The sequence below is a fragment of the Pseudoxanthomonas beigongshangi genome (assembly GCF_016820515.1).
In the GTDB taxonomy this organism is placed as follows: Bacteria; Pseudomonadota; Gammaproteobacteria; order Xanthomonadales; family Xanthomonadaceae; genus Pseudoxanthomonas_A; species Pseudoxanthomonas_A beigongshangi.
Genome location: NZ_JADHDV010000020.1, coordinates 1 through 18,008 on the forward strand (window position 1 = coordinate 1; position 18,008 = coordinate 18,008).

The window sequence follows — 18,008 nt, forward strand, 5'->3', positions numbered from 1 at the left end:
AGGCCGGCGACGCCGCAACCCACCACCACCAGTGGCGGCGCGCCGCTCACGGGCGTTCGCCCCGGCCCACGGCAAGCATCCGCGCCAGCGCGGCGCGCGCGCCGGCGGCCACCTGTTCCGGCACTTCCACCACGTGGCGCAGGTCGCGCAGGCAGGCATGGATGTTCGGCAGGGTGATCCGCTTCATGTGCGGGCACAGGTTGCAGGGCTTGATGAACTCGACATCGGGAAAGCGATAGCGCAGGTTGTCGGCCATCGAGCATTCGGTGATCAGGGCGACGCGGCGCGGACGCTCGCGTTCCAGCCACGCGCCCATCGCGGTGGTCGAACCGACGAAATCGGCCTCGCGCTGCACTTCCGGCGGGCACTCCGGATGCGCGACCAGGCGCGCGTCGAAGGTCTCGCGGGTATGCCGCGCCTGTTGCGCGGTGAACTGCTCGTGCACTTCGCAGCGGCCGTCCCACAGCACCAGTTCAACGCCGGTCTGGGCGGCGACGTGATGGCCGAGGAAGGCGTCGGGCAGGAAGATGACCTTGTCCGCGCCCATCGCCTCGACCACCTGCACCGCATTGGCGGAGGTGCAGCAGGCATCGGACTCTGCCTTCACCGCCGCACTGGTATTGACGTAGCTGACCACCGGCGCACCGGGATGGCGCGCGCGCAGGGCGCGCACGTCGTCGGCGGTGATGGAAGAGGCCAGCGAACAGCCCGCCTCGGGATCCGGAATCAGCACGGTGCGCCGCGGCGCCAGGATCTTCGCGGTCTCGGCCATGAAATGGACGCCGCACAGCACGATGATCTCCGCGTCGCAGTCGGCGGCCGCCTGCGCCAGCGCCAGCGAGTCGCCGGTGACGTCTGCCACGCCATGGAAGATCTCCGGCGACTGGTAGCTGTGCGCCATGATCACCGCGCCGCGTTCACGCTTGAGTTCGCGGATGGCATCGATCCAGGGCAGGTGCAGCGGCCACTCCAGGCACGGCACGGTATCGCCCACGCGCGCGGTCAGATCCGCGTAGCGATCTTCCAGGTCCGGCGTCCAGCGCGGCGCATGCGTGGCGTTCATGCGGCCCGCCCGGCGTGTGCGCGATGGGCCTGCCGCGCGTCGCGCGCCAGACGCGCGCCGCGTTGCAGGAGGATGCGCGAGGCGAGCGGAAAGGCTTCCCAAGGCAACCGATCCAGCAGGTTGCGCAGGAACAGCCCGAGTTCGGTGTCGCCGGTCAGCATCAGGCGGCGCTGGAAAAACAGGGTATCGGCGTCCTCCAGCCGGCTCGCCAGCAGCAGCAGATCGGTGGCGCTGCCGCTCACCGTGGCTTCCGCGTCGCCCTGCGCCAGATGCAGGCCGTCGGCGCGCAATTCGAACACCCAGCGCTGATCGAGATCGGTGATTTCGATGCCGAGTCGGCGGCCGGCGATCGGCTCCAGGACACGCCGTACCTGCGGAGACGCCAATGCAGGCGCGAGCAGGCGCAACGCCGCGCGTTGGCGCAACGGTCCCGGTATCCGCGCGAGCCAGGGCCGCAGGCGGCGTGGCGGTGGCAGCCAGCGAAGCAGGGGGGAAGGTGCGGAAGCGGAACGGGTCGATGACGGACCGGAATGGGCCATGGAAAGGGTCGGTTCGGAAAGGGGGGAAGAAGCCCGCGACTGGCGGCGATGGGCTTCTGCGATCAGCAGCCGCATCAGTCGTTCGGCGCTGGACGGAGAAATGCCGGCGCGGCTTGCGAGCCGGCGCGCGCGTTCCCGGACCCGGTGCTCGCGTCGCGCGTCGGTCTGCGCCAGGCCCGCGTCGCGCTTGATCCGGCCGGCCAGTCCGGCCAGCCGCTGGCGTCCGCCCAGCAGGATCACCATCGCGTCGTCGACCCGGTCGATCGCCGCGCGGGTGCCGCCCAGGGCCAGGCGGCTCAGCACGGCCCCGCCTCCACGATGGATAAGGGCGCGGAGACGACAACAGGGCGATGGCCCGAGGGGGCCGGCGCGGTATGCGATTCGAACGGCGGCATGGCGATCACCGGTACGGTGGGCACATCCTAGGCAGCGCCGGGCGGGCTGCCATTGACCCAGATCAAGCGGGCCGGAAGCGCAGCGCTCCGCGCCAGCAGCGCAGGATCACCCCTCCGCTGGCGCCCCACGCGAGCACCAGCGCGGCGCCGGCCGGCCGCGCCAGCGCGGGATCCACGGTCGCCGCCAGCAGCAGCCCGCCCGCCGCCAGGTGCGCGTACAGCAGCCACTGCTTGTGGGTGTCTTCGAGCAGCCGGTCCACACCCGGCACGCGCACGCCGCGCGGGTGGCGCCGCCGCAGTTCGATCCAGGCCAGGAAACCGACGATTTCCAGCAGCATGCCCAGCACCAGCAGCGGAAGGCCGACGGCGACCACCAGCGCGCCGATCGCCAGCATGGCGCGCGGGGACAGCTCCGGCGCCAGGGTGGCGAGGCAAGCCGTCGCCAGCGCGGTACAGCCGGCCAGCCAGAACCGGCGCAGCACCGGATTGCGCGGATGCGGCGCACGCCATTGCAGGACCGGAACCGCCAGGCAGAACACCAGCGCGGGCAGGGCGAGGACGCGCGCCGGATGAATGGGCACATCGGCCAGCGCGCGCCAACCCGCCGCGCCGAGGCCGGCGACCAGCACGCCCAGCCAGATCAGCAGCCAGCCGGCGGGAATGCGCCGCGTTCCCTGCAGCATCGGCAGGGTGATGCTGGCGACCGCGCCGAGCAGCGCTAGCGTCCAACCCGCGAGTCCGAACGCGGCGTGCAGGTTGGCGATTCGATCCAGCGGAAGCGCGATCCTGCCCGACAGGATCGCCAGCCCCGCCAGCCCGAGCGAAGCGGTGGCCAGCAGCGACGCCAGCGCGACGCCGATGCCGAACCGCGCCGCGCGCGCGCCGGTTCCGCGCGCCACCGCGATCAGGCCGCCGAGTGCGAACAGCAGCAGCGATGGCGCCAGCAACAGCGAGGCCGCGCCGGTGAGCAGCGGGTGCGGAAACATCAGCGCCGGCACCAGCAGGAGCAGTCCGCCATTGAATGCCGCATGCAACCATGGCGCGAGTCCGGGGCGGGGCAATGGACTGCCGGCGGCGACCGGCAGGAACTGGATCAGGCTGCCGAGCATCGCGTTGCCGAGCACGCCCAGGGTAAACAGGTGCACCAGCACCAGCGTGTGCGGCGCCCAGCGCGTCAGCAGCGCGAATTCACCGCTCCACAGCAGCCATGCGCCGGCGGCGACGCCCCAGGCCAAAGACGACAGCAGGAAGCGCAGCGGTTGCCCGGGCGGCGGTGCCTGGGCGAACGCCAGTCCGCTCATGCGATTCGCGGCGGCTCCAGCGCGGCGCGATCGTCGGCATGGCAGATTGCGATGCAGGCGTCACCGGCGGGCAGATCCTGCACGCGGTACGCGTAGCCCCAGGCGTCGAGCAGCGACATCGGCGGCAGCGGCCGGAACGGCGTGAACGCCACCAGTCGCCCGCCGCGCGGCAACGCTTCCAGGCTGGCGAGGATCCGCTGCATCGGTTCCGGCGGCGCGAGTTCGCGCAGATCCAGTCGCATCAGGGACACGGTGTTTCCCCCTCCCTCGCGGCATCATCCGATTCGGGACAGGCCAGCGTCGCGCCGGCCGCATCAAAGGATTCGCGTATCCAGCCGGCACAGGGCGAGCAGGGATCCGGCGGCAACAGCGCTTCGTTCATGGCGTTACCCCAGCAGGGCCAGCAGGCCCATCGGATGGTGGGTGCGCGCGATGCCGTAAACCTGCAGGAAACACAGCAACGCGACCGCATACAGCACGGTGCGGGACAGTCTTCCCCGCGCCGGCTGGAAGGCGAGAACGCCCAGCACCACGTACGCAAGGATGAGAGCGACCTTCACGACCAGCCAGCCGTTGGCGAACAGCCCGGCGGGCAGGATCGTCAGCAGCATCATCGCCGCGGTCAGCAGCACGGTGTCGATCGTGTAGCCGAGATAGCGCAGCGGCGCCACGCGCGGCCAGCGCATGCCCAGCGACAGACCCAATCCACGCAATGCGAACAGCGTGCCGCTGGTGAGCGCGGCGGCGACATGGACCTGCTTGATGTCGGGATAGAAGGTGATCATGGCGTCAGCCCGGCCGGCCGTCGGCGCGCGGACTCAGGTAGATGCGGCCGATGCGGACCACCCACGGCAGCAGCGCGAGCAGCCAGCCGATCGCCGAGGCGACCTGCCAGAACAGCGCGTCGGGGGCGACTTCGGCGACCACCCGCATCACCGCCACGATTTGCAGTGCGGCAAACGCGAACCAGGCCAGCGCCGGCATCTTCAACGGCCGCCCGGAATGCCCCTGGGTGACCCGGGTGACCATCGCCACCAATACGCTGCCGAAGAAACCGATGAACATCGCGTGCATCGGCGCGCGCCCCAGCACGAATTCACCCGTGAGCAGGTAGATGACGCTCTGCGCGGTGTACAGCGCGAAGGTGATCGGCAACCACGCGGTACCGACGAACAGCACCGCCAGCAGGCCCGGCATCCGTCCGCGTGGCCACCAGTGCCACAGCGCCACGCCGCTGGCGATCAGCAGCGCCGCATCCGGCAGCCACAGCCACGCGTAGGCGTGCCGCAGCTCCAGCAGCAGGTGAAGCAGCAGGAAGCCCCACATCGCGCCCAGCCACGCCATGGGCCGCCAGGGCTTGTAGCCCGGCACCGTATTGGCGGCGAAGAACGGGAACATGCGGTGGGCGACGGTCAGGTAGATCGGCAGCAGCATCGCCACCCCGCCGAGCTTGATGCTGGCGAAGGCATACCACCCATCCCCGGTCAGCACGAACACCAGGAAGCACGCCAGTCCCGCGCAGCCGAGCAGCAGCGCGGCGAAGCAGGAACGCGCGTGCCAGGTGCGCGCGGTGTCGCGCAGCAGCAGCCGGCCGAGCGTGGCCACGCCGGCCAGCCAGCCGGCCAGCGCCATCCACAGGCCGACCGTGAAACCGGCGTCCCAGCCCAGCGTGGAAAGCAGGATCGCCAGTTGTCCGCCCATCAGTCCGGCGCCCACCGGCACGTAGCGCCAGCGCGGCAGATCCGGCAAGCCCATCCAGCGCGGGAATACCGTCAGCAGGAAACCGAAGATGAAACTCGGCAGCACCAGGTACTGCATCAGGAAGGCATGCAGCCAACCGGGCGGTACCGCGATGTCCGGCATGCGCCAGGCGCCGGTGTACTGCGCGGCCAGCCAGGCCGTCCACCACAGCATCGCCAGCAGCACGTTGCCGGCGCCGATGAAGAACATCAGCCGGTGCGGTGCCTGCAGCAACTGGCGCGCGGACATGCCACGCGGGGTCGGGGGGCGGGTGGAAACGGGAATCGGTCGCATGGGCAAAGTCTGCGCCGCTCCGCCGGGGCCTTCCTTGACCTGGATCAGGCGGGATACGGATCGGTGCCGGGAGGATTCCCGCCCGCGTCGCATCTGCCGATGCCCCACCTCGTCATCCCAGCGAACGCGGGGACCCGTTTTGACTTCCGGCCAGCGTTCCTCGGCATCCAGGATCCCAAGTGATTCCAGCTTGCGCTGGAATGACGGTCGAAAGGGCTGGGTGATGAAGGGAACCCGCATCGTCATCCCAGCGAACGCTGGGACCCATTTTTACTTTCGGCCAGCGTTCCTCGGCGTCCAAGGATCCCAATGGATTCCAGCTCGCGCTGGAATGAGGGGGGAACTAGCGGCGCTTGGGATGGAGCCGGGCGTGTGGGGAATACGGTCGCGACTTACGTCGCTCCCACAAGGACCCGCCGAATCTCTTCCCTTGTGGGAGCGACGTCAGTCGCGATATCCGGACGACCACTTGATGCGGGTCAATGCCGGCGCCACCGGAGCTGCTTACCTTGCCCGGCACCGGGGCGATGGCCCCGGCCCACACTCAGCAAGGAAACCCGATGTCCGCTCCCGAACTCACCGACGAACCGCTCCAGCAACGCACTCGCGCCATGACCCATGCCCTGCGCGAATGGGATCCCGACGCGGAGGTCCAGTTCGAATCCGCCAATGGCCGGCTGTCCATCCTGACCACGCTGGCGCCGGCGCGGGTGCGCGAAATCCTCGCCACCGTCGGAGAGCACGTCGAGGAAGCGCCGGAGGAACCGCAGCGTGGCGGCGGTTGCGGCTGCGGGGGCTGCGGCTGTTCCACCTGACCGGAACGCGCCGCGCCGGCAACACGCGCGAAACCGACAGGTAAAAAAAGAGCCGCTTGCGCGGCTCTTTTTCATTGCGGTTAGACCATCGGAAGGGTCGCGTATCAGCCCTCCGCCGGCACCACCGCCGGCAGTGCTTCCCGGCGCGGCGCCACCCACAGGCGGAACACGAACCAGGCCAGGGCGAACGCGCCGACGCTGAACAGCGTGTCCGAGGGAACCCGCATCCACACCAGCATGTCGACGATCGGCTGCTGCATGAACTCGGCCGAGCGGGCGTACCAGTAGCCGTGCTTCAGCGCGGCGTTGAGCTGGAGGATGCCCAGCGGCAGCAGGGTGAACAGGGCCATGCCGGCCAGGCCAATGTTGAGCGACCAGAACGCGGTCTTCAGCAGCCTTTCGTTCCACTGCACGTCCGGCTTCAGGCCACGCAGGCAGAACAGCATCAGGCCGATGCCGAGCATGCCGTACACGCCGAACAGCGCGGTGTGGCCGTGGGTCGGGGTCAGGTTCAGGCCCTGCATGTAATACAGCGGCAGCGGCGGGTTGATCAGGAAGCCGAACAGGCCGGCACCCACCAGGTTCCAGAACGCGACCGCGATGAAGAACAGGATCGGCCAGCGGTAGCGTTGCATCCACGGCGTCGCCTTGCCCATCTTGTAGCTGTGGTAGGCCTCGAAGCCGACGTACGCCAGCGGCACCACTTCCAGCGCCGAGAAGCTCGCGCCGATGGCGATGACCGCGGTCGGGGTGCCGGTGAAGTACAGGTGGTGCAGGGTGCCCAGCACGCCGCCGGCCATGAACACGATGGTCGCGAACAGCACCGCCACCGTGGCCGACTTGACCTGCAGCATGCCCAGGCGGGTGAACAGGAAGGCGATGACCGCCACCGCGAAGACCTCGAAGAAGCCTTCCACCCACAGGTGCACCACCCACCAGCGCCAGTACTCGACCATCGACAGGTGCGTGTGCTCGCCCCACATCAGGCCGGCCGCGTAGAACAGGCCGATGGCCACGGTGGACAGGAACAGCAGGGAGACGATGGAACGCGAGTCGCCGCCGTTGCGCATCGCCGGCCACAGGGCGCGGCCGACCAGCACCAGCCACAGGGTCAGGCCGATGAACAGGAACCACTGCCAGAAGCGGCCGAGGTCGACGTATTCCCAGCCCTGGTGGCCGAACCAGAAGTTGTGCTTCAGGCCGAGCTTCTGCATCACCGCGAACCACTGCCCGGCGAACGCGCCGACCACGATGATCAGCAGGCAGACCCACAGCAGGTTCACGCCCAGGCGCTGGAACTTCGGCTCGTGCCCGGATATCGCCGGGCCGATGTAAAGGCCCATGCCCAGCCAGGCCGTGGCGATCCACAGTACCGCCAGTTGCGTGTGCCAGGTTCTGGTCAGCGCGTACGGCAACACGTCGGCCAGGGCGAAGCCGTAGGCTTCCTGGCCCTCCACCTGGTAGTGCGCCGTGATCGCGCCGAGCAGGATCTGCACCAGGAACAGCGCGATCACCACCCAGAAATACTTGGCGGTGGCGCGCATCGACGGGGTGACCTTGATATCGGCCAGCGGATCCCGCTTGGGCAGCACCGGCGCCAGTTCGTCACCGTGGTTGACCGCGTAGTGCCAGCCCAGCAGGCCGATGCCGGCGATCAGGAACAGCACGCTGAACACCGTCCACAGGAACGCGCTGGGAGGCGGCGTGTTGCCGACCAGTTCGTCGGCGGGCCAGTTGGCGGTGTAGCTGATCTCGGCGCCCGGGCGCTGGGTCACCGACGACCACGCGGCCCACCAGTAGAAGCCGGTGAGCTGGCGCCGGTGCTCGGCGTCGGGCACGGTGTCGTTGCGCATCGCATAGGCTTCGCGCAGCTTCACCATCGCCGGATCCTTGCCGAACAACTGCTCGTAGTGCGCGGCGACCGTGCGGATGGCGGCGGCGCGGTCGACGTCCACGGTCACCGTGCCGGTGGCGGCGTCGTAGCTGTTGGGACGCATCAGCGCCTGCACGCGCTTGGCGTACGCGGCCTGGGTCGGGGCGTCCAGATCCTTGTAGCTGGCGGCGCCGGCCTCGCGCCTGGCCCAGATGTCGAGGATGGCTTCGGCCTCGCGGTGCAGCCAGTCCGCGCCCCAGTCGGGAGCGACGTAGCCGCCGTGGCCCCAGATGGAGCCCAGTTGCTGGCCACCGATCGACTGCCAGACCTGGCGGCCGGTCTCGATGTCCTTGCGGGTGTAAAGCACCTGGCCATTGGCGTCGACCACCTGTTCGGGCAGGGGTGGCGCCTGTCGGTGGACCTCGCTGCCGACCCAGAGCAGGACGGCGAACGAGGCGATGAGCAGGGCGGCCAACCCTACCCACAGCTTGCGTGTCGAATTCATGATGCGGGACTCCGTGGGAACCGCAGGCATGTTCCGCCCGCGTCCGGATCCCCTCCATGACCTACGTCAAGTCGATGGCATTCGCGTGCGTGCAGGCGGGTTACGCCTGGCAGGCGTCAGTCGCGCAACACCGTGGATGCCAGTTCGTGCAGGCGATCCATGTCCAGGATCTCCACGTCGCGCTGCTTGATGTGGACCAGCCCATCGCGTTCGAACCGGCGCAGCACCCGGCTGACCGTTTCCGGCGCCTGGCGCAGGTAGTTGGCAATGTCGGTGCGCGACATGGTCAGCTGGAACCGGCGCGAGGAATAGCCGCGCGCGGCCAGCCGCCGCGACAGTCCGATCAGGAACGCCGCCATCCGCTCGTCGGCGCTGTTGTCACGGGCGAACAGCGAGGCCACGCCGATATCGTGGCTCATCAGCCGGAACAGGTGCTGCTGCAGGTTCGGCAGGCGCGCGGCCAGCAGGGCGATCTTGGGGAACGAGAACCGGCACAGCATCACCGTGTCCAGCGCGATCGCGTTGCAGGGGTAGCGGTCGCCATGGATCGCGTTGAGGCCGATCACCTCGCCGGGCAGGTGGAAGCCCAGCACCTGCTCGTGGCCGTCGCGATCGACCTGGTAGGTCTTGACCGTGCCGGCGCGCACCGCGGCGATGGCGCTGAAGGAATCCCCCTCGCGGAACACGTGCTCGCCCGGCTGCAGCGGGCCGACGTGTTCGACCAGCACGTGCAGGTCCATCAACGCCCGCTTGTCCATGCCCTCGCTGAGGCAGGCCTGGGAGAACGCGCAGGTCGAGCAGAACGTCAGCGAATCGCCGTCGTCCGAGAGAATGGTGGCGTCGGTACGCGGGAAAACGACCGGCGAGCTCATGCGGACGTCCCGGATGAGGTCAGATGGTTCGCGAGAACCGCGTGGTCGCGGCCTCCGCGGCGGCGGGCAGATATCGGTCGAAGCACATGGCGATGATACGCAACAGCAGGCGTCCACGCGAGGTGGCGCACACTTCCCGCGCCCCCAGCTGGACCAGGCCGTCGGCCTGCAGCGGCTCCAGCCGTGCCAGCGCGTCGGCGAAGTAGTCGCGGAAGTCGATCACGTGGCGGCGCTCGATCGCATCGAAGTCGATGCGGCCGTGGCACATCAGCTGCTGGATGACATCGGCGCGCAGCAGGTCGTCCTCGTCCAGGCGCATGCCGCGCCACACCGGCAGGCGGCCGCTGTCGATCATCTGTTCCCAACTGCCGATGTCGCGCGGGTTCTGGCTGAAGCTGGCGCCGACATGGCTGATCGCGCTGACGCCCAGGCCGATTAAATCGCTTTCGGCGTGGGTGGAATAGCCCATGAAGTTGCGGTGCAGGTCGCCGCGCTGCTGCGCCCGCGCCAGATCGTCCTCGGGCAGGGCGAAGTGATCCATGCCGATGTAGACGTAGCCGGCTTCGCCCAGCTTGTCGATGGCGCAGCGCAGCAAGTCGAGCTTCTGTTCGGGGGAGGGCAGTTCCTCGGCGTGGATGCGTTGCTGCGGGCGGAACAGGGCCGGCAGGTGCGCGTAACTGTAGATCGCCAGCCGGTCCGGGCGCGCCTTCAGGGTGATGTCGAGCGTGCGCGAGAAACCTGCGAGGGTCTGCCGGGGCAGGCCGTAGATCAGATCGACATTCACCGAGCGCATGCCGTGGGCGCGGCAGGCATCGATGATCGCCAGGGTGTCGTCGACCCCCTGCACCCGGTTGACCGCCTGCTGCACATCGGGATCGAAGTCCTGCACGCCCAGGCTGGCGCGGTTGAAGCCGGCGCGGGCCAGCTGGCCCACCTCGTCCGGGCTGATGAAGCGCGGATCCAGTTCAATCGAGCAGTCGAAACCGGCACCGGAGGCGAACGAGAAGTGCCGGCGCAGCACATCGACGACCTCGGCGATCTGGTCCGGCGACAGGAAGTTGGGCGTGCCACCGCCGAAGTGCACCTGGTTGACGTCGCGGTCGCGGTCGAACAGCGGCGAGACCAGCGCGATCTCGCGGTACAGGCGGGTCAAGTAGGCGTCGCCGCGGGCCTTCTCCCGGGTGATGATGCGGTTGCAGCCGCAATAGAAGCAGGGGCTGGTGCAGAACGGGATATGCAGGTACAGCGACAGCGGGCGCGGGATCGGGTCGCCGTTGGTGATCGCGGCCATCTCGCGCAGTTCCGCCTCCTGGAACTGCGCCGAGAACTGCGGCGCGGTCGGGTAGGAGGTGTAGCGCGGCCCCGGCTTGTCGTAACGCCGGAGCAGTTCGGGGTCGAAGAGGGCGGAAAGGGCGGCCATGGACAAAGGCTAGGCAATGCCGGCCCCGGGCGCCTTGACCTGAATCAACCCCGCGCGGGTTGGCCGGAAACCTTCAGCTATGTGAGGATGCCGGCCACTCCGGGCCGTCGCCGGGGACTGCTACGCTCGGGACACGCGCGGGTTCGCGTGGCCGCGTGCGGGAACGTTTTGAAGGAGTACGCGTGATCGGATACGAGGAAGCCCTGGCCCTGCTGCTGCGCGATGTCGTGCCGCTGGACACCGAATCGGTGGCGGCCTTCGATGGCGCCGGCCGGGTGCTGGCGGCGGACGTCCGCAGTCCCGGATTCCTGCCCCGCTTCGACAACGCCGCGATGGACGGCTTCGCGCTGGCGCTGGGCGATGCGACGGGCGAAGCCGGGACGGAATGGCCGGTGCTCGGATCGACGGCCGCCGGCGATGCCGCAGGCCAGCCAGCGGGGCCGGCGCGGCAGGGCGCGTGGGAAATCATGACCGGCGCGGTGATGCCGGATGGCCTGGACTCGGTGGTACCGGTCGAACGCGTCGATGCGTCCGGTGGCACGGACGGCACGCCACCCACGCGCATCCGCCTGCGCGAACCGGTGCGGACGGGCGCCAACGTGCGCCGCCGCGGCGAGGACATCGCCGAGGGCGCGCGGGTGCTGACGAAGTGCGAACGTTTGGGCCCCGCGCAGATCATGCTGCTGGCCGCGCTCGGCATCGAACGCGTGCCGCTGGTACGGCGGCCGCGGGTGGCGCTGATCGCCACCGGTCGCGAGTTGGCCGAAGCCGGCGAGGCGGACGAGGGCGCGTGGATCCACGACAGCAACACGCCGTTCCTGCGCCTGCGCCTGCATGCGGCCGGCGCCGAAGTGGTGGCGCGGGAACGGGTCGGCGACGATCCCGTAGGCTTCACCGCCGTGCTGGATCGCGTGCTGGCCCAGCGGCCGGATCTGGTGATCAGCACCGGCGCGGTGTCCAAGGGGCGTTTCGATTTCGTACCCGGCAGCCTGCGCGCGCGCGGTGCGGACGTGCGCTTCCACGGCGTGGCGATTCGCCCGGGCAAGCCCCTGCTGTGCGCGCGCCTGCGCGAAGGGCCGCTGCACGTCGGCCTGCCCGGCAATCCGGCCTCCTGCGCGGTGGGCCTGCGCTTTTTCGTGGAACCGCTGCTGCGCGCGATGCTGGGGTTGCCGCGCGAACGGCCCGCGCGCCTGCCGCTGGCCGCACCGGTGCATGCGCGCGCCAACCTGCGCACGCACCTGCACGCCATGCTGGAGGGCGACGGAGAGGGCCGGTTGGCGGTGCATCCGTTGCCCCGGCAGGAGTCCTTCCGGCTCGCGCCGTTCCTGTCATCGCAGGCATGGTTGGTGCTGCCCGAAGCCGGCGATGGCGACACCGTGATCAAACCGGGCCAGGCCGTCGATGTGTATCCGCCCGGCCATCTGGAATCGTTGGCGTGGCAACGGGAATCAGCGTGATGGTGGGGTCATGAACACCATGCTTCCCGCCTGGCAGGGCATCGTGCTCGCCGGCGGACGTTCCTCGCGCATGGGCCGCGACAAGGCGCTGCTCGAATGGCGGGGCCGGCCGCTGCTGGAACACATGCGGGACTTGCTGTCCGACGCCGGTGCCGCGCGGGTGGTGATCAGCGGTACGCGTCCCGGTTACGGCGCAATTCCTGATGCGATCCCCGACGACATCGGCGACGGCGGTCCGGCCGTGGCGCTCGCGCAACTGGTGCAACGGCTGCCCGATGGCGTCTGGCTGGCGGTGCCGGTGGACATGCCGCTGCTGGCAGCACCGGCGTTGCACGCGCTGGTGGCCGCCTCCGCGGACTGCGCGATGTTCGAGCGCCATCCATTGCCGATGCGCATCACCCTCGATTCGCGCACCCGCGCGCTCCTGGCCGGCATCGTCGAGCTGCCGCCGAGCCAGCGTTCGCTGCGCGCGATCCATCACGCGCTCGCGGGCGTGGTGCTGGTGCCGGGTGCGTGGGACGCAAGCCTGATCGGTTGCAACACGCCGGAGGAATGGGCCGCGCTGCGCGAACGCGAGTAAATCGCGATCACGTCCGCGCGGTTGGCTTCGACCGGGGCCATCACTGGCCGACCCGCGACACGTTCATGCTGGAAAGTTTGTGCTAGGCTCGCTCCGCGGTTCGCCCAGCCATTCAAATGCCAGGTGAGCATCATGGAGCATCCACCCCGCCAGGACGTCGCGAGCAAGGCCCAGGAGCGCCTCGCATTCCTGTTGCTGACCGTCGTCGTCTTTCCTTTGAGCGCGGTGCTGATCGTCGCCGGCTATGGTTTCCTGGTCTGGATCTACCAGATGTTCGCCGGTCCGCCGACGGGTTGAGCGATGAGCCAGGCACGCCCGATCTCGCGACGCGCATTGCTTTTCGGCCGCAGCGACGGCGAATCGCCGGTGTCGCCACCGCGTACCGGACGGGCCGGCTCCTCACAGGCCCGTTCCGCACAGACCTTGCGTCCTCCCTGGGCATTGCGCGGCGCCGCGTTTGCGAATGCCTGCACCGGTTGCGTCGCCTGCGTGGACGCCTGTCCCGAACAAGTGCTGGTGCTGCGCAAGGGCAAGGCCGTGTTCGAACCGGAGCGCGGTGAATGCACGTTCTGCCATGCCTGCGTCGATGCCTGCGCGCCGGGCGCGCTGCGCGACGATGGCGTGCAGCCGCCCTGGAGCTATCGCGCGAACGTGGACGAAGCCTGCCTGGGTGCGCACGGCGTGGTCTGCGCCAGTTGCCGCGAGATCTGCCCGCAGTCGGCCATCCGGATTCCGCCCGCCGGGCGCGGCGCCGCGCATATCGACAGCGATGGCTGCAACGGTTGCGGCGCCTGCGTGTCGGTCTGCCCGGCCACCGCCATCCACCTGCACGCATCCGTGGAGACCGCCGCATGAGCCAGCCCGGCGACGACGAACTGCACATCGCCAGCTTCGTGATACAGCACCGGATCGACGCGGCGGAGGGCCTGGCCACGGCCATCGCCGCCTCGCCCGAACTGGAACTGGCGATCCCCGGGGAAACCCGCAGCGTGGTCCTGTGCGAATCCGCCGACCGCTACGCGGTGATGGACCGGATCGAACAACTGCGCGCCGTGCCCGGCGTGCTCAACGTATTGCTGGTCTACCACCATGCCGAGCCACGCGACGCGCTGGAGGCGGAAGTGGAGGCGCGTCCCGAAACAAACCTTGCCGGAGTCCATCCATGAGCACACGCCGGGAATTCATCCGCAACAGCGCCGTCGCCACCGCGGCGGCGGCGGCCGGCCTGCCGCTGGCCGGCGACGGCAGCAACCTGGTGACCGAGGGCGATCTGACCACGCTCAAGTGGGACAAGGCGCCGTGCCGCTACTGCGGCACCGGCTGCGGGGTCAACGTGGCGGTCAAGAACGGCCGCGTGGTCGCCACCCACGGCGACGTGCACGCGGAGGTCAACCGCGGCATCAACTGCGTCAAGGGCTATTTCCTGTCCAAGATCCTGTACGGCACGGATCGCCTGACCATGCCGCTGTTGCGCAAGAAGAACGGCGCCTACGCCAAGGACGGCGAGTTCGAGCAGGTCGGTTGGGACGAGGCCTTCGACGTGATGGCCGCGCAGTTCAAGCGGGTGCTGAAGGAGAAGGGCAGCGACGCCATCGGCATGTTCGGCTCCGGGCAGTGGACCATCTTCGAGGGTTACGCCGCCAACAAGCTGATGAAGGCCGGTTTCCGCAGCAACCACATCGATCCCAACGCCCGCCATTGCATGGCCTCGGCGGTGATGGGCTTCATGCGCACCTTCGGCATGGACGAGCCGATGGGCTGCTATGACGACATCGAGGCGGCCGACGCGTTCGTGCTGTGGGGCTCGAACATGGCCGAGATGCATCCGATCCTGTGGACCCGGGTGACCGATCGACGGCTCTCGCATCCGCACGTGAAGGTGGCGGTGATGTCGACCTTCGAGCACCGCAGCTTCGAACTGGCCGACATCCCGATCGTGTTCAAGCCGCAGACCGATCTGGTCATCCTGAACTACATCGCCAACCACATCATCCGCACCGGCAAGGTCAACCAGGACTTCGTCAACAAGCACACCACCTTCAAGCGCGGCAACGACGACATCGGCTACGGCCTGCGTCCGGACAATCCGCTGGAGCTGAAGGCGAAGAACGCCAAGGATCCCAACGGCGGCGAGCCCATCGATTTCGAGGCCTTCGCCCGTTTCGTCGCTCCGTACACGCTGGACAAGGCGGTGGAGATGACCGGGGTGGAGCGCGGCTGGCTGGAGAAACTGGCCGAGCTGTACGCGGATCCGAAGATCAAGGTCACCTCGTTCTGGACCATGGGCTTCAACCAGCACACCCGCGGCGTGTGGGCCAACAACATGGTCTACAACCTGCACCTGCTGACCGGCAAGATCGCCACCCCGGGCAACAGCCCGTTCTCGCTGACCGGCCAGCCCTCGGCCTGCGGCACCGCGCGCGAGGTCGGCACCTTCAGCCACCGCCTGCCGGCGGACATGGTGGTGACCAACCCCGAGCATCGCAAGCACGCCGAGGAAATCTGGAAGGTCCCGCACGGCACCATCAAGCCCAAACCGGGCTATCACGCGGTGGAGCAGAACCGCGCCCTGAAGGACGGCAAGCTCAACGCCTACTGGGTGATGGTCAACAACAACATGCAGGCGGCGGCCAACCTGCGCGAGGAAACCTGGCCCGGTTACCGCAACCCGGACAACTTCATCGTCGTGTCCGACGCCTATCCCACCGTCACCGCGCAGGCCGCGGACCTGATCCTGCCGGCGGCGATGTGGGTGGAGAAGGAGGGCGCGTACGGCAACGCCGAGCGGCGCACGCAGTTCTGGCACCAATTGGTCAAGGCACCGGGACAGGCGCGCTCGGACCTGTGGCAGTTGATGGAATTCTCCAAGCGCTTCACCACCGACGAATGCTGGTCGGCCGAGCTGCTGGCGGCCAATCCCCAGTTCAAGGGCAAGACCCTGTTCGATGTGCTGTATCGCAACGGCAACGTCGATCGGTTCCCGGTCGGCGATATCGAAGCGGGCTACGCCAACGACGAGTCGGCGGCGTTCGGTTTCTACGTGCAGAAGGGCCTGTTCGAGGAATACGCCGCGTTCGGTCGCGGCCACGGCCACGATCTGGCGCCGTTCGACGCCTACCACAAGGCGCGCGGACTGCGCTGGCCGGTGGTCGACGGCAAGGAAACCCGCTGGCGCTATCGCGAAAGCGCGGATCCCTACGTCAAGGCCGGCACCGGCTTCCAGTTCTACGGCAATCCCGACGGCAGGGCGGTGATCTGGGCCTTGCCCTACGAACCGCCGGCCGAGTCGCCGGACGAGGATTACAACCTTTGGCTGGTCACCGGGCGCGTGCTGGAGCACTGGCATTCCGGTTCGATGACCATGCGCGTGCCCGAGCTTTACCGCAGCTTCCCGGCCGCGGTGGTGTTCATGAATCCCGACGACGCGCGCGAGCGCGGGCTCAAGCGCGGCGACGAGGTGAAGGTGGTGTCGCGACGCGGCGAGATGCTGTCGCGGGTGGAAACGCGCGGCCGCAACCGGATGCCGCCCGGGGTCATCTTCGTGCCGTGGTTCGATGCCGGCCAGTTGATCAACAAGGTCACCCTGGACGCGACCGATCCGATTTCCAAGCAGACCGACTACAAGAAGTGCGCCGTCAAGGTGCTGGCCGTCTAGGAGCTTCGCCATGCGCAACAAGCCATTGCTGATCGCCGTGGGCCTGACGGTGGTGCTGGGGATACTGGTGTTCGTCGCCGGCTGGATGTTCGGCAGCCACCGCTCGCCGGAGACGGCGGCGCCGGCCGAAGCCGCCGGCGTCGCGCCTCCCGCGGTCGACGCGCCGCCGCCCGGTGCGCAGATCGACGCCATCCGCCGCGGCGTGCCGATCGATCAGGAGGGCGCGCCACCGCCGATGGCGCGGGTCGAGAACACCGACATCAAGCGGGTACGCGCCTATCCGATGCAGCCGCCGACCATTCCGCACGCCATCGACGGCTACCAGGTCGACAAGAACAGCAACCGCTGCATGCTGTGCCATGCGCGCGCCAACGCCGCCACTTTCCAGGCGCCGCCGGTCAGCGTGACCCACTACATGGACCGGGACGATCAGTTCCTGGCCACGATTTCGCCGCGCCGCTACTTCTGCAACCAGTGCCACGTGGTGCAGACCGATGCCAAGCCGCTGGTGGCGAACAACTTCCAGGACATCGACAGCGTCATCGCGACCACGCCGGCCGCGCCGACGACGCCGGCCAAGCAGGGGAGCGAGTGAGCCATGTGGGAACGGATCAAGCAACGCGTGCTGCCCATCTGGCGCACCCTGCGCTCACCCAGCCGGCACTACAGCCTGGGGTTCCTGACGGTGGCCGGTTTCGTGGTCGGGGTGGTGTTCTGGGGCGGCTTCAACACCGCGCTGGAAGCGACCAACACAGAGACCTTCTGCACCGGCTGCCATGAAATGCGCGACAACGTCTTCCAGGAACTGAAGACGACCATCCACTACACCAATCGTTCCGGCGTGCGCGCGACCTGCCCGGACTGCCACGTGCCGCACAACTGGACCAACAAGATCGCCCGCAAGATGCAGGCGTCCAAGGAAGTCTGGGGCAAGGTGTTCGGCACGATTGATACCCGCGAGAAGTTCCTCGATCACCGGCTGGAACTGGCGATGCACGAGTGGGAGCGCTTGAAGGCCAACGACTCGCTGGAGTGTCGCAACTGCCACGACTATTCGTCGATGGATCTGACCCGGCAGGGATCGCGCGCGGCCCAGACCCACAAGCTGTGGCTGGGCACCCAGAAGAAGACCTGCATCGATTGCCACAAAGGCGTGGCCCACCACCTGCCGGACATGACCGGAGTGCCGCAGGGCTGAACTCCCCAGCCGCTGCGGCTTCCCCAAAAACGAATCCGGCCACGCCCGGCAGATACGAAGGCCGGTGGCCGGCGCCATGCGTTCCGGCGGCTACTTGCCGCCGCGGCGACGCTCCTCCTCGCGCATCTTCTTGCGCAGGAACAGGCTGACCCAGATGCCGATGCCGAACATCACCAGGCTGCCGCCGATGGCGAGCCAGCCAACCGGCTCCAGCAGGATTTCGCGAAGGATTGGATGCATGTGCGGCGGTTCCCCGGATGGACTGCGGGCAGGTTAGCGCGCTGGCGGTTGGCGGCATTGA

Annotated in this window: 19 protein-coding genes; 9 read left to right on the forward strand and 10 right to left on the reverse strand. The window is 68.5% G+C overall.

What is annotated here, in order from left to right:
- Positions 1-46 precede the first annotated feature (46 nt).
- From nadA to IQ458_RS14450, 6 genes are all read right to left on the reverse strand, one after another.
- The gene (nadA, locus tag IQ458_RS14425) at positions 47-1,063 is read right to left on the reverse strand and encodes a quinolinate synthase NadA (RefSeq protein WP_203323249.1); all 1,017 of its coding nucleotides are present in this window, start codon (positions 1,061-1,063) and stop codon (positions 47-49) included.
- On the reverse strand, positions 1,060-1,905 hold the full coding sequence (ubiT, locus tag IQ458_RS14430) for a ubiquinone anaerobic biosynthesis accessory factor UbiT (RefSeq protein WP_328805189.1): 846 nt from the start codon (positions 1,903-1,905) through the stop codon (positions 1,060-1,062). Before ubiT ends, nadA begins: the two co-directional genes overlap by 4 nt.
- Positions 1,906-2,059: 154 nt before the next feature.
- A complete protein-coding gene (locus tag IQ458_RS14435; protein WP_203323250.1) occupies positions 2,060-3,298 on the reverse strand; it encodes a hypothetical protein in 1,239 nt (412 codons plus the stop codon).
- The gene (locus IQ458_RS14440) at positions 3,295-3,540 is read right to left on the reverse strand and encodes a DUF2249 domain-containing protein (protein WP_235996872.1); all 246 of its coding nucleotides are present in this window, start codon (positions 3,538-3,540) and stop codon (positions 3,295-3,297) included. Before IQ458_RS14440 ends, IQ458_RS14435 begins: the two co-directional genes overlap by 4 nt.
- Before the next feature lie 144 nt (positions 3,541-3,684).
- Positions 3,685-4,083, reverse strand: a complete 399-nt coding sequence (locus IQ458_RS14445; protein ID WP_192198623.1) for a SirB2 family protein — start codon at positions 4,081-4,083, stop codon at positions 3,685-3,687.
- Between the two features lie 4 nt (positions 4,084-4,087).
- A complete protein-coding gene (locus IQ458_RS14450) occupies positions 4,088-5,332 on the reverse strand; it encodes an NnrS family protein (protein WP_203323252.1) in 1,245 nt (414 codons plus the stop codon).
- Positions 5,333-5,892: 560 nt separating this feature from the next.
- Between IQ458_RS14450 and IQ458_RS14455 the strand changes: the two genes are divergently transcribed.
- Positions 5,893-6,147, forward strand: coding sequence for a hypothetical protein (locus IQ458_RS14455; RefSeq protein ID WP_203323253.1), 255 nt, complete (start codon positions 5,893-5,895; stop codon positions 6,145-6,147).
- A gap of 104 nt (positions 6,148-6,251) precedes the next feature.
- Here the strand turns inward: IQ458_RS14455 and IQ458_RS14460 are convergent, their stop codons facing one another.
- The 3 genes from IQ458_RS14460 to hemN form a co-directional block, all read right to left on the reverse strand.
- Complete coding sequence (locus IQ458_RS14460) at positions 6,252-8,525, reverse strand: nitric-oxide reductase large subunit (protein WP_203323254.1); 2,274 nt, start codon at positions 8,523-8,525, stop codon at positions 6,252-6,254.
- A 116-nt stretch (positions 8,526-8,641) separates the two neighbouring features.
- Complete coding sequence (locus tag IQ458_RS14465) at positions 8,642-9,397, reverse strand: helix-turn-helix domain-containing protein (protein WP_183636466.1); 756 nt, start codon at positions 9,395-9,397, stop codon at positions 8,642-8,644.
- A gap of 19 nt (positions 9,398-9,416) precedes the next feature.
- Complete coding sequence (gene hemN, locus IQ458_RS14470) at positions 9,417-10,817, reverse strand: oxygen-independent coproporphyrinogen III oxidase (RefSeq protein WP_203323255.1); 1,401 nt, start codon at positions 10,815-10,817, stop codon at positions 9,417-9,419.
- Between the two features lie 182 nt (positions 10,818-10,999).
- On the opposite strand from hemN, the gene IQ458_RS14475 reads away from it, so the two are divergent.
- The 8 genes from IQ458_RS14475 (at position 11,000) to IQ458_RS14510 (ending at position 17,707) form a co-directional block, all read left to right on the forward strand.
- Entirely contained in the window at positions 11,000-12,274 is a 1,275-nt protein-coding gene (locus IQ458_RS14475; protein WP_203323256.1) for a molybdopterin-binding protein, read from the forward strand.
- A gap of 10 nt (positions 12,275-12,284) precedes the next feature.
- Complete coding sequence (gene mobA / locus IQ458_RS14480; protein WP_203323257.1) at positions 12,285-12,854, forward strand: molybdenum cofactor guanylyltransferase; 570 nt, start codon at positions 12,285-12,287, stop codon at positions 12,852-12,854.
- Positions 12,855-12,986: 132 nt separating this feature from the next.
- On the forward strand, positions 12,987-13,151 hold the full coding sequence (locus IQ458_RS14485; RefSeq protein WP_183636459.1) for a periplasmic nitrate reductase, NapE protein: 165 nt from the start codon (positions 12,987-12,989) through the stop codon (positions 13,149-13,151).
- A gap of 3 nt (positions 13,152-13,154) precedes the next feature.
- Positions 13,155-13,709, forward strand: coding sequence for a ferredoxin-type protein NapF (locus IQ458_RS14490; protein WP_203323258.1), 555 nt, complete (start codon positions 13,155-13,157; stop codon positions 13,707-13,709).
- Positions 13,706-14,020 (forward strand): chaperone NapD, encoded by a 315-nt coding sequence (locus IQ458_RS14495; RefSeq protein WP_183636455.1) that lies wholly within the window; start codon positions 13,706-13,708, stop codon positions 14,018-14,020. Before IQ458_RS14490 ends, IQ458_RS14495 begins: the two co-directional genes overlap by 4 nt.
- Positions 14,017-16,509, forward strand: a complete 2,493-nt coding sequence (gene napA, locus IQ458_RS14500; protein ID WP_203323259.1) for a periplasmic nitrate reductase subunit alpha — start codon at positions 14,017-14,019, stop codon at positions 16,507-16,509. The genes IQ458_RS14495 and napA overlap by 4 nt, the downstream gene beginning before the upstream one ends.
- A 10-nt stretch (positions 16,510-16,519) precedes the next feature.
- A complete protein-coding gene (locus IQ458_RS14505; protein WP_183636450.1) occupies positions 16,520-17,104 on the forward strand; it encodes a nitrate reductase cytochrome c-type subunit in 585 nt (194 codons plus the stop codon).
- A gap of 3 nt (positions 17,105-17,107) precedes the next feature.
- On the forward strand, positions 17,108-17,707 hold the full coding sequence (locus tag IQ458_RS14510; RefSeq protein ID WP_183636448.1) for a NapC/NirT family cytochrome c: 600 nt from the start codon (positions 17,108-17,110) through the stop codon (positions 17,705-17,707).
- A 90-nt stretch (positions 17,708-17,797) separates the two neighbouring features.
- On the opposite strand, the gene IQ458_RS14515 is transcribed toward IQ458_RS14510, so the two are convergent.
- The gene (locus tag IQ458_RS14515; protein WP_141452787.1) at positions 17,798-17,947 is read right to left on the reverse strand and encodes a DUF3149 domain-containing protein; all 150 of its coding nucleotides are present in this window, start codon (positions 17,945-17,947) and stop codon (positions 17,798-17,800) included.
- Positions 17,948-18,008 lie beyond the last annotated feature (61 nt).